Source organism: Pseudomonas sp. SWRI99 (assembly GCF_014270125.1).
GTDB lineage: Bacteria > Pseudomonadota > Gammaproteobacteria > Pseudomonadales > Pseudomonadaceae > Aquipseudomonas > Aquipseudomonas hamedanensis.
Map to the genome: position 1 here is coordinate 1 of NZ_JABWQR010000009.1, position 11,840 is coordinate 11,840.

10 protein-coding genes and 1 pseudogene are annotated in these 11,840 nt (G+C 60.7%); 4 read left to right on the top strand and 7 right to left on the bottom strand.

Going from position 1 to position 11,840, the window contains the following annotated elements:
- Positions 1 to 48: 48 nt before the first annotated feature.
- From HU743_RS27450 to HU743_RS09235, 3 genes and pseudogenes are all read left to right on the top strand, one after another.
- Positions 49 to 144: pseudogene (locus HU743_RS27450) on the top strand (metal ABC transporter ATP-binding protein); the annotation flags it as partial.
- A gap of 36 nt (positions 145 to 180) precedes the next feature.
- A complete protein-coding gene (locus tag HU743_RS09230; RefSeq protein ID WP_186648216.1) occupies positions 181 to 1,308 on the top strand; it encodes an acyl-CoA dehydrogenase in 1,128 nt (375 codons plus the stop codon).
- 15 nt (positions 1,309 to 1,323) lie between these two features.
- The gene (locus HU743_RS09235; protein WP_186648218.1) at positions 1,324 to 2,097 is read left to right on the top strand and encodes an enoyl-CoA hydratase; all 774 of its coding nucleotides are present in this window, start codon (positions 1,324 to 1,326) and stop codon (positions 2,095 to 2,097) included.
- A 235-nt stretch (positions 2,098 to 2,332) separates the two neighbouring features.
- Here HU743_RS09235 and HU743_RS09240 read toward each other — a convergent pair whose 3' ends face one another.
- From HU743_RS09240 to HU743_RS09260, 5 genes are all read right to left on the bottom strand, one after another.
- Positions 2,333 to 3,484: an acyl-CoA dehydrogenase family protein gene (locus HU743_RS09240; RefSeq protein WP_186630370.1), complete on the bottom strand. Its 1,152-nt coding sequence runs from the start codon at positions 3,482 to 3,484 to the stop codon at positions 2,333 to 2,335.
- 3 nt (positions 3,485 to 3,487) lie between these two features.
- Positions 3,488 to 4,594, bottom strand: coding sequence for an enoyl-CoA hydratase/isomerase family protein (locus HU743_RS09245; protein ID WP_186648219.1), 1,107 nt, complete (start codon positions 4,592 to 4,594; stop codon positions 3,488 to 3,490).
- Positions 4,595 to 4,731: 137 nt separating this feature from the next.
- Positions 4,732 to 5,421, bottom strand: coding sequence for an HPP family protein (locus HU743_RS09250; RefSeq protein WP_186548156.1), 690 nt, complete (start codon positions 5,419 to 5,421; stop codon positions 4,732 to 4,734).
- A gap of 155 nt (positions 5,422 to 5,576) precedes the next feature.
- On the bottom strand, positions 5,577 to 6,755 hold the full coding sequence (locus tag HU743_RS09255) for an MFS transporter (protein WP_186648220.1): 1,179 nt from the start codon (positions 6,753 to 6,755) through the stop codon (positions 5,577 to 5,579).
- Between the two features lie 195 nt (positions 6,756 to 6,950).
- Positions 6,951 to 8,330 (bottom strand): UDP-glucose/GDP-mannose dehydrogenase family protein, encoded by a 1,380-nt coding sequence (locus tag HU743_RS09260; protein WP_186648221.1) that lies wholly within the window; start codon positions 8,328 to 8,330, stop codon positions 6,951 to 6,953.
- Between the two features lie 410 nt (positions 8,331 to 8,740).
- On the opposite strand from HU743_RS09260, the gene HU743_RS09265 reads away from it, so the two are divergent.
- Positions 8,741 to 9,586, top strand: coding sequence for a tyrosine-type recombinase/integrase (locus HU743_RS09265; RefSeq protein WP_238351719.1), 846 nt, complete (start codon positions 8,741 to 8,743; stop codon positions 9,584 to 9,586).
- A gap of 6 nt (positions 9,587 to 9,592) precedes the next feature.
- Here the strand turns inward: HU743_RS09265 and HU743_RS09270 are convergent, their stop codons facing one another.
- Together HU743_RS09270 and HU743_RS09275 are read right to left on the bottom strand one after the other, a co-directional pair.
- Positions 9,593 to 10,147 carry a PqiC family protein gene (locus HU743_RS09270; protein ID WP_186548163.1) on the bottom strand — a complete coding sequence of 185 codons (555 nt, stop codon included), beginning with the start codon at positions 10,145 to 10,147 and terminating at the stop codon, positions 9,593 to 9,595.
- Positions 10,148 to 10,163: 16 nt separating this feature from the next.
- Positions 10,164 to 11,819: an MlaD family protein gene (locus tag HU743_RS09275; RefSeq protein WP_186648222.1), complete on the bottom strand. Its 1,656-nt coding sequence runs from the start codon at positions 11,817 to 11,819 to the stop codon at positions 10,164 to 10,166.
- Positions 11,820 to 11,840: the final 21 nt, after the last annotated feature.

Here is an 11,840-nt window from a genome sequence, read left to right on the forward strand (position 1 = left end):
CTAAGCCACGGCCATGGCTGTGGAATGCCTCTATTGAAGTAAACAACAATCCTTGTGGGAGCGAGCTTGCTCGCGAAGGCGTTCTGTCAGCCAACATTAGGGTTGAATGACACACCGCATTCGCGAGCAAGCTCGCTCCCACAGGGGTTCTTTGTGGTAACCCGGATTTAAGGATTCACCATGATTCCCAACCAAGACCAACAGCAGATCCGTGACATGGCCCGGCAGTTTGCCGAGGAGCGTCTCAAGCCGTTCGCCGCCGAGTGGGATCGCGAGCACCGGTTCCCCAGAGAAGCCATCTCTGAGATGGCTGAACTCGGCTTCTTCGGCATGCTCGTGCCGGAGCAGTGGGGTGGCTGCGACACCGGCTATCTGGCCTATGCTATGGCCCTGGAAGAAATCGCCGCCGGCGATGGCGCCTGCTCGACGATCATGAGCGTGCACAACTCGGTCGGTTGCGTGCCGATTCTCAAGTTCGGCAACGACGATCAGCGCGAGCGGTTCCTAAAGCCGCTGGCCAGCGGCGCGATGCTCGGCGCCTTTGCCCTGACCGAGCCGCAGGCCGGTTCCGATGCCAGCAGCCTGAAAACCCGCGCACGTCTGGACGGCGACCACTACGTGCTCAACGGCTGCAAACAGTTCATCACTTCCGGACAGAATGCCGGGGTGGTGATTGTGTTTGCCGTGACCGATCCGAGCGCCGGCAAGCGCGGCATCAGCGCGTTTATCGTGCCGACCGACTCGCCGGGCTATAAGGTCGCAAGGGTCGAAGACAAACTCGGCCAGCACGCGTCAGACACCTGCCAGATTCTCTTTGAGGACGTCAAAGTCCCGGTAGCCAATCGGCTGGGCGAGGAGGGCGAGGGCTATAAAATCGCCCTGGCGAACCTTGAGGGCGGCCGCGTCGGTATTGCTTCCCAGGCCGTCGGCATGGCGCGCGCCGCGTTCGAAGCGGCGCGCGATTACGCCCGCGAGCGCGACACCTTCGGCAAGCCGATCATCGAACATCAGGCCGTTGCGTTCCGCCTCGCCGACATGGCCACGCAAATCGCCGTGGCCCGGCAGATGGTGCATTACGCTGCGGCCCTGCGCGACAGCGGTCAGCCAGCGCTGGTGGAGGCGTCGATGGCCAAACTGTTTGCTTCGGAAATGGCCGAAAAGGTCTGCTCCATGGCCTTGCAAACCCTCGGCGGTTACGGTTACCTCAACGACTTCCCGCTGGAACGCATTTACCGCGATGTGCGTGTCTGCCAGATCTACGAAGGCACCAGCGACATTCAACGCATGGTCATTTCGCGCAATCTCTGACAAGGAATTTTATTCATGACTTACGAAACGATCCTCCTGGACATCCGCGACCGCGTTGGCCTGATTACCCTCAACCGGCCCCAGGCGCTGAATGCCTTGAACGCGCAACTGGTCAGCGAAGTGAACCACGCCCTCGACGCGCTGGAAGCCGACGCGAACATTGGCTGCATCGTCCTCACGGGTTCTAAAAAAGCTTTCGCTGCCGGCGCTGACATCAAGGAAATGGCCGAGCTGACCTATCCGCAGATCTACATGGACGATCTGTTCAGCGACAGCGATCGCGTCGCCAACCGACGCAAGCCGATCATCGCCGCGGTCAACGGCTTTGCCCTTGGCGGGGGGTGTGAACTGGCGCTGATGTGCGACTTCATTCTGGCCGGCGACAACGCCAGATTCGGCCAACCGGAAATCAACCTGGGCGTCCTTCCGGGCATGGGCGGCACCCAGCGCCTGACCCGCGCCGTGGGCAAGGCCAAAGCCATGGATATGTGCCTGAGCGGGCGCATGATCGATGCCGTGGAAGCCGAGCGTTGCGGCATCGTCGCGCGCATCGTGCCGAGCGATGAATTGCTGGAAGAAGCGCTGAAGGTTGCGGCGGTGATTGCCAGCAAGTCACTGCCGATTGCGATGATGATCAAGGAAAGCGTCAACCGCGCTTTTGAAGTGAACCTGACTGAAGGCGTACGCTTTGAGCGCCGGGTGTTCCATGCGGCGTTTGCCACCCAGGACCAGAAGGAAGGGATGGCCGCGTTTGTCGGTAAGCGCGATCCGGTGTTCCACGGCAAGTGATGCAGCGTCCGGGCTGACGCCTTCGCGAGCAGGCTCGCACCCACAGGGATTTTGCAGTGGGTCGTAATAACTACGGCACACACCGGAACCTGTAGGCGTGAGCCTGCTCGCGATAGCGGTTTGTCAGTCAATATATCTGCTGACCGACCCGCTGCCTTCGGGAGCAAGCACCCTCCCACATTGAATCTGCGCTGCACAGACATTCCTTGTGGGAGCGAGCCTGCTCGCGAAGCTTTTAGAGCTGATAGTTTTTCAGATCCCGCGCAATCACCATCCGCTGTATCTCGCTCGACCCCTCATAAATCTGAGTAATCCGCGCATCACGGTAGTACTTCTCGACTGGGTAATCTTCGAGATAGCCGTAGCCGCCATGAATCTGGATCGCCGAGGAGCACACTTTCTCGGCCATTTCCGAAGCAAACAGCTTGGCCTGCGACGCCTCGGACAGGCAGGGTTTGCCCGCCGTGCGCAACCGCGCCGCATGCAGAATCATCAACCGGGCTGCGTTGATTTGCATGTGCATATCCGCCAGCAGGTTGGCGATGCTCTGGTGCTCGATGATCGGTTTGTCGAACTGCACCCGGTCTTTCGAATACGCCAGCGCCGCTTCGAACGCCGCCCGGGCGATGCCCAGTGCTTGTGCGGCGATACCGATGCGACCGCCTTCAAGGTTGGACAGGGCAATCGCCAGTCCCTTGCCGCGCTCGCCCAGCAGATTTGCTTCAGCAATGGCGCAGTTATTGAGCGTCACCGCGCAGGTATCGGACGCGCGGATACCCATTTTGTGCTCAGTGCGGTCGACGATGAATCCCGGTGTGTCGGTCGGCACCAGAAACGCCGAGAGGCCTTTCTTGCCCAGGTCCGGATCGGTCACGGCGAACACGATCGCGAGTTTCGCCCGCTTGCCGTTGCTGACAAATTGCTTGGCGCCGTTGATCACCCATTGGCCGTCACGCAATTCAGCGCGTGTGCGCAGGTTGTGCGCTTCGGAACCCGCTTGCGGTTCGGTCAGACAGAAGCAACCGATGGTTTCACCGCTGGCCAGCGATGCCAGCCAGGTCTGTTTCTGTGCTTCGCTGCCGTAGTTGAGCACCGGACCGCAGCCGACCGAGTTATGGATGCTCATGAACGCGCCCGTCGCGCCATCGCCGGCAGAAATCTCTTCCACGGCCAGTGCGTAAGCGACGTAATCCACGTAAGTGCCGCCCCATTCTTCAGGCACCACCATGCCGAGCAGGCCCAGCTCGCCCATTTTCGCAACCAGGGCGTCGTCGATCCAGCCGGCCTTTTCCCAGGCTTGCGCGTGGGGGGCGATTTCGCCGCGGGCAAAGTCCCGGGCCATGTCGCGGATCATCACTTGTTCTTCAGTCAGTTCGAGATCGTGCATGGCTCAGTTCCCGCTTTCATCAAAACCGTGGAAGAAACTCGCAACCTTCGCCGCGTCCAGCCCTGCGAGGGTTGGCGGGTTCCAGCGAGGTGACTTGTCCTTGTCGATCAGCAGCGCGCGAACGCCTTCAATCAAGTCGCCACGGGCGAACCACTGGCGATCCAGATGCAGTTCAAGGGCGAAGCAGTGTTCCAGGCTCAAGTGGCGACCGCGACGGAGCATTTCCAGAGTCACCGCCATGGCCAGCGGCGAGCGGGTTTCGAGCAGATCGGCCGTGGCGGTGGCCCATTCATGGCTGTCGGCGACGGTCACGGCACGCAGTTGCTCGACCATGCTTGGCACGTCGGGCAAGGCGAAAAAGTGGTCGATGACCGGGCGCAGCGTTTGCAGCGGCGCATCAGGCAGGGTCTGCACGGCGTGTTTTGCCAGCAGGTTCTGCAGGGCCTTGAGCGGCGTGTCCTGCCATTCCATCTGGTCGAGTTTCTCGTCGAGCAGCGACAGTTTGCTGCTGTCCAGGTACCAGTCGGCCAGCCCGCAGTACAACGCATCGGCTGCACGAATCTGCACGCCGCTGACACCCAGGTAGATCCCCAGTTCGCCGGGAATGCGCGAGAGAAAATAGCTGCCGCCGACATCCGGGAAATAGCCGATGGCAACTTCCGGCATTGCCAGACGACTTTTCTCGGTGACCACCCGCAGGTCGGCGCCTTGCACCAGGCCCATGCCGCCGCCGAGGACGAAACCGTCCATCAAGGCCAGCACCGGTTTGCGGTAGTGATGAAGGGTCAGGTCGAGGGCGTATTCCTCGACGAAGAAATCTTCGTGCAGGGTGTCGCCGCTTTTGTAACTGTCGTACAGCGATCGAATATCGCCACCGGCACAGAACGCTTTCTCGCCGGCACCGCGCAGGACCACCGCGTTGACATCGGCGTCCGTCGCCCAGGCGTCGAGCTGGCGTTGCAGCTGGCGCACCATGTCGAGGGTGATGGCGTTGAGGCCGGCGGGGCGATTGAGGGTCAGGTACCCGATGTGGTTGCGCACCTCGGCCAGCACTTCGTTTTGCGTGGCATCCATGGACGGGGTCCGCGGGGATGAAGCCTGAGCTGTCATCAGTAACTCCCTGCTTTTATTGTCTTTATTCGAGAAGCTCGCGCGCGAGCGTTAACGGATCCTAACAGTGCAAATTTGCCTTGTACAACGTGGATATGTGCAGGGGGAGTCTGCGTTTTTGCCCTACCGCAAAATGATCAGCGGGTGAAGACTTCGCCGATGCTGCGGCGCTTGGCGTGCAGTTCGGTGGCGTGGATCAGCCGTTCGAGGTCTTCGGGGGTGACGTCGATGAAGGCTTCCATGTCTGCCAGTGCGCGCTTGAGGTCTTCGGCGGTAATGGCCTGGCTGTCGACCGGAACCACCGGCGGGGCCGGATCGGCCGGGCGTTTCGGGTAGCGAATGCGCGTCAGGTTGTTGTAGGCCAGGGCGCTGGCAAGCATGCACGCCGCGCCGAGCATCACCGGTTCCATTGCTTTCCAGTCCAGAGCGATGGTCGCCGGGTCGGCCAGCACCAGAGTCAGCGCGAGGGCGCCGGCCGGTGGGTGCAGGCAACGCAGCCAGCACATCAGGATGAGCGCCATGCCCGCCGCCAGACAGGCGCTGCCGAGGGTGCGCCCGAGTACGTGAGCGACCAGCAACGCAACGACGCCGGCACACAGATAGCCACCGAGAATCGACCAAGGCTGGGCGAGGGCGCCGGAGGAGACGGCGAACAGCAGCACGGCCGACGCGCCCAATGGGCCGATCAGGTGATAAGCGACTTCATGACCGAACACCTGGGCACACAGCCACACGCTGAACAGCGTGCCCAGCGCCATGCCAATAGCGGCGCGGCTCCATTCGGAGGGGCGAGTGTTGATGGCGGCGGGCAACCAGCGAGCAAGCATGTAGAACCAATCCTTAACAAAATCCGGGCAAAAAAAAGGACTTGTCCGGCAAATCCGGAAAGCCCTCGAAGCGTTCCAACATTGGGGGAGGAACGCGCACAGTGTGCCGTTCCGTGACGATGCTGACAAATTCATATAAATGCAGCTTTAGTGCATTATTTTTGAGTTATGGCGATGCGTCGACCGCTCATGAAACACAAGTAGCCGCCTACTGCGGCCAATGCGCTCAAAGCGTAAAACATGCTCGGCGCCGGCGTGTGCATCAGTAGAAAGCCGCATATGACCGGGCTGGCCGCACCGCCCAGTGCCGCCAGGTTCTGCGCGCCGTAGTAGCTGCCGCGCAAGTGCTCCGGGGCCAACGTGTCCACAAATAGAAAGTCTGCGGGATAGATGATCATCTCGCCCAGGGTAAAGATGAACATCGCCACGCACCAACCGACGAGACTGTCGGCCAGACTGAAGCCGATCAGCCCGGCGATGAACAGGGCGGTGCCGCCGGCAATCCAGTGGCGCAGGCGTTCGCGGGTCAGTAAACGGCCGACCTGATATTGCAGCAGGATTACGGTGATCGCGTTGCAGGCGAGCAGGGCGGCCATGGTGTCGAGCGTCTGTTGCTGGGTGTGGGTGACCAACAGGTATTGCGACAAATACAAGGTGAAGCGCCCGTGCACCAAGGTGCTGAGCAGGCAACCGAGGGTGAACAGGACCATCGTGCGGTCGCTTTTCAGGATGACCAGCGTGTTCACAAAGCTCGGAGGTGGGTTGATCGATGATTCCGGCTTGGCGTCCCTGCCGACGCCGAGCAACAGAAAAATGCTGCCAATGGCAATTGCCCCTGCGACCAGAAACGGCGCCGCAGGCTCTACAGCGGCAATCACCACGCCGATCATCGGACCGACCGCATAGCCGATATTGGTCAAGGTGTAATTGAGGGAAAACGCCTTGACCCGTTGGCCCACCGGCAGGTTTTCACTGAGGATGGCCTTGGAGCAGATCAGGAACAGGGCAGACGCCGTTTCGCTGATGATCAGCACCAGGGTGGTCAGATACAGGTTCTGCGCGAAGGTCAGCAGGATCAGGCCGATCCCGCTTGAGAGCATGGTCAGGATCAGCAGGCGGCGCTTGTCCAGGCGGTCGATGATGTAACCGCCGTAAAGCGAAAGTAACGTGGCGCTGAATACCGCGATCCCCAGCAACAGCCCGACATCCTGGGGGTTAAGCCCGAGAGTGTTGCTGAGGAACAAGGTCAACAACGGGCTGATCAGGGCGCGGCTGATGACGACGCTCAACGAACTGATCATCAAGCGGCGGATGAGGCGCGAGTAGGTGGCCACGGAGGTCAATGTCCTTATTTCAAAGCCGGGCGGGCGAACGCTATCCTCTCTGTGCAGGCTCTGCCGGTCAAGCTGAGAGACAGCTGTGGGAGGGGCTTTCTCCCACAGGTCTGATGAACACCGGGGCTATTTACAGCCCACCACAAAACCAATGTGAGAGAGGCCTTGCTTCCACAGGCTTGGTGTGGGCTTTGTTCACGCGACGTCCGAGGCGTGCGTCCACTGTTGCAACGAAATCGGCAATTTGCGCGATTCACCGCGGCCCATCGGGAAGTATTGGAAGCCGTTGCGCGCCAGGCGGTCGGCGTCGTACAGGTTGCGCCCGTCGAAGATCACCGGGCTGTTGAGGCGTTGCTTGATCAGGTCGAAATCCGGCGCCTTGAACTGCTGCCATTCGGTGCAGATGATCAGCGCATCGGCGCCGGGCAGGACCGATTCCGGGGTGCCCATCAACAGCAGTTTTGATTGGTCTGGATACAGCTTCTGGGTCTCCTGCATGGCCTCCGGGTCAAACGCGCGCACGCTGGCGCCGGCGGCCCACAACGCTTCCAGCAGCACCCGGCTCGGCGCATCGCGCATGTCATCGGTATTGGGTTTGAACGCCAAGCCCCACAGGGCGAAAGTCTTGCCGCGCAGTTCGCCTTTGTAGAAGGCATTGATGCGTTCGAACAGCTTGTGCTTCTGGCGCTGGTTGATCGCTTCGACCGCTTGCAGCAAATCGCTGGAGCACTGCGCCTGTTCAGCGCTGTGGATCAGCGCGCGCATGTCTTTGGGGAAACATGAGCCGCCGTATCCGCAGCCGGGATAGATGAAGTGATAACCGATGCGCGTGTCAGCACCGATGCCCTGGCGCACCGATTCAATGTCAGCGCCCAGGTGTTCGGCCAGTTCGGCGATCTGGTTGATAAAGCTGATCTTGGTCGCGAGCATGCAATTGGCCGCGTACTTGGTCAGCTCGGCGCTGCGCAGGTCCATGAACAGGATGCGATCGTGGTTGCGGTTGAACGGCGCGTACAGATCACGCATCACATCGCGTACCGCATCGCCTTCGCAGCCAATAACGATGCGGTCCGGACGGCGGCAGTCGGCAACCGCCGAACCTTCCTTGAGAAACTCCGGATTGGACACCACATCGAAATGCAGCAGACGGCCAACCTTGATCAGCGCTTTTTCAATGTGCGTGCGCAGGGCATCGCCGGTGCCGACCGGCACCGTGGATTTTTCCACGACGATCAAGGGCTGCTGGCGATGACGGGCAATCGCGTCACCAACCGCCAGCACATGGCGCAGGTCCGCCGAGCCGTCTTCGCGCGAGGGCGTGCCGACCGCGATGAACGCCACCCGGCCATGCTGCACCGCGAGTTGTTCATCAGTGGTGAATTGCAGCCGCTTTGAATCCAGCCCCTCGCGCACCAGACTCGCCAGCCCCGGTTCGAAGATGCTCACGTGGCCCTGACGCAACAGGTCGACTTTATTCTGGTCGATGTCCATACACACGACATCATGACCAACCTCTGCCAGCACTGCCGCTTGCACCAGACCGACATAACCACTGCCAAACACTGTGATTTTCATCGAACACTCCTGAGCGCTGTTCCTTGCGTCAGGATAAGAAGGTCATGTTTCAGTTCGCCTACCGTGTTGTCGGTAGTAACACTGTGCAGTCAGCGAGGAAGCAGACCGTTCGGGGAATGCCCGATTGACTTTTGCCCCCACGAACGGCAGGTTGTCGGCCTTTTGCGGCAACCCCTGTTATTGAGTCATGCCGTTTTTTGTCAAAGATGCCCGTACAGAGCGGTCGGCTACTTATCTTTCCGTCTCCAAAGCCGCCGTAATGATGTTCTGCGTGCAGTGTTTTTGTTGAATCGTTTTCTATTTCAAGGCCGTTTCGTTTGATTGACTTGTCGAGTACTGAATTCACCCCGTCCAACTCCAATCCGCTGACGCTGTATCTGGCACGCCTGGCGCCGTCCAGCCAACTGACCATGCGTTATATCCTGCAGGACGCTGCCGATCGTCTGGGTTTCGAAGACATTGATATCGAGGAAATCCCCTGGCACGGGTTGCAGCCTGAGGATGTCGTCGCCCTGGTCGCCGCGTTGCGCGCCGACGGTTACGCGCCCAATACTTCATCGCTGTATGTGAACGCCGTGCGCGGCGTGATGAACGAAGCCTGGCGCATGAGCCTGATCACTCAGGATCACCTGTTGAAGATCCGCTCGGTCAAAGGCATTGCCGGCACGCGGCTGGCGCAGGGGCGTAATCTCAAGCGCACCTTGATTCGTGAACTGATGGACGTCTGCGCGGCCGACCCGCGGCCGCAAGGGCTGCGCGATGCGGCGGTGATTGCGCTGCTGTACGGCACCGGCATGCGCAAGTCGGAATCAGTGGACCTGGACCTCAATCAGGTCGATTTCAGCGAACGCAGCCTGACCGTCACGGGCAAGGGCAACAAGCAACTGATCAAGTACGCGCCGGCGTGGGCGTTCGCCAAGCTCGATGCGTGGCTGGAGCTGCGGCGTTCGCAGCTCAAGGAAGGGGAGAGCGACGATGCGTTTCTGTTCAACCGTATTCGCCGTGGCAACCACATCACTCGTGAGCGCATCACCAAGCACGCGATCTACTACATCGCCCGCCAGCGTGGCACCCAGGTTGGGGTGAAGATCATGCCCCACGACTTTCGCCGGTCGTTCATTACCCGGGTCATCGAAGAGCACGACTTGTCGATTGCGCAAAAACTGGCACATCACAGCAATATCCAGACGACCGCCAACTACGATGTGCGCGATGACAACGAGCGGCGGCGGGCGGTGGATCGCTTTGACTTGTAGGTGGATTCAGGACGCGGTCGGGCAACTGAACGCCTCACTCGCCGCTGCCTGATTTATCGCGGCGGCGAGGCGTTTGACGTTGCTTTGCTGGGCACCGACCAGGTCCTCGATGCTTGTGCCGGACGGTGTTTGAATCAGGGTGCGACAGGTCAGCGTCGATGGGTTGGCCTCGGCACGCTGGCGCAGGCGCCACTTCACATCGATCAGCGCGTACTGGCCGGGAATCGAGTCGAACCGCTGCACGTCGATGCGCACCGACACCGGCTGCTGACGGACGCCGGCACTGAGCTGCTCGTTCAGCGCACCGCGCAACTCATCGGCGAGGGTGGCGGCCCACCAGTCTGTTTCCAGAATCGCCACGCCACTGTTGCCCTGGCGGATGACAATTTGCGCGCGATCGACCTGGGGCGGCACGGTGATGCCTTCAATGGCAATCTCCGCACCGCTTCTGCCGGCGCCGGGCTGGACCGGGGTCAGGGTGTGAAAGCTGATCGGGTCGCTGCGGCAGGCACCCAGCAACAGACACGCAGCGAGCACGGTGATCTTCAGCGGTACAGCCATGGTTCAGCTCCTGTGCTCAATTGCGCGGCGGCCCTTGCATATCCAGTGGCGCAGCGTTGTCGGGACGGCCGCGGATCAGCGATTCGGGATGCCGGCCCAGATAATCCGAGAGTTCGCGCAGCGAGCGCGACATGCGTCCGAGTTCGTCGAGGGTCTCGGTGAGTTTCTCGCGCTGCGGCGAATCTTCAGCCAGCGTCGAGCTGGCCGATTGCAGGGTCTTGCTGAGGTCGCCCAAGGTGGTTTGTACGCCCGGCAAGGTTCTGCCGTTAAACTGAGCCAGGCCTTTGCGCAGCTCGACCAGATTGCTGTCGAGGTTGTTGGCGATGCGGTCTATCGGCAGTTTGTTGACCTTGTCGACCATGGCTTCGAGTTTTTCCTGCATCTGTTCGAGGCTGCCCGGCACAGTAGGAATCACCACCGGGCGCAAGGTCGGGTCGAACGCGACTTTTTCCGCTTTCGGGAAGAAGTCCAGGGCGATATACAACTGCCCGGTCAGCAGGTTGCCACTGCGCGCCTGGGCACGCAGGCCGTTGTCGATGAACGTGCCCATCAGCCGTATGCCCGCGGCTTCGTCGTTGGGGTCATGCTTGAACGCCGTGAGCATTTTCGAGTACGCCTGGCCGAGGCGCTGCGGGTAGATGACGATGCCGACGTTTAGCGGGAAGCTGCGTTTTTTCGCGTCGAAATCCAGATTGATCGCCACCACGCGACCGATCTCCATGCCGAGGAACTCCACCGGTGCATCGACCTTGAGCCCGCGCAGGGCCTGGTCGAAACGCAGGCTCAGGTATTGCGCCTTGCCATTGGGTGGGGCGAGGGCAGTCTGTTGGTCGGCGAACAACTCGAAGTTTTTATCGTCGGGGGCAGCGCTGTCGTTAGGGTTGTAGTTGGGCGCGCGGAAGGCGATGCCGCCCACCAGCAGCGTCGAGAGCGACTCGGTTTTTACCGCAAAGCCGTTGGCGCCGACATTGATGTCGATGCCGCTGGCGTTCCAGAAACGGGTGTTTTCGGTGACAAAGGCATCGTTCGGAGCATGGATGAACACTTCGATATTTACGCCTTTGCCGTCAGGGTCCAGCGTATAGGTGACAACCTGGCCGACCGGGATCTTGCGGTAATACACCGGCGATCCGATGTCCAGCGAGCCGAGGTCAGGGGCATGCAACATGAAGCGCTTGCCGGGTTCGCCATAGGTGATCGGCGGTGGATTCTCCAGGCCCTTGAAGTATTTGGCGCGGTTGTTGGACTGGCCGATGTCGGCGCCGATGTAGTCGCCGGAGAGCAGCGTGTCGATGCCTGAAACCCCGCCAGCGCCGATCCGTGGGCGCACGACCCAGAATTGTGAATCTTCGCGGGTGAAGGTTTCGGCCTGCTTGGCCAGTTTGACCGTGGCGTTGACGTTTTTCTGGTCGTCGCTCAGTTCGACCTCGGTGACATGGCCGATCACCACGTTGCGGTATTTCACTTCAGTCTTGTTGGCCGTCAGACCGCTGCCGGTCTTGAAGGTCAGGACGATGGTCGGGCCTTCCTGCATGACGTTGTGCACGACCAGCGAGATGCCGACCAGCACCGCCACGATCGGCACGATCCACACCAGCGAAATGCCGAAACGGCGGGTTTTGATTGGCGCCTGGCCGGGTGCTCGCGGCTCGTCGGTGGCTGACGACTTCATCCATGTCCTCCTCGATTGATT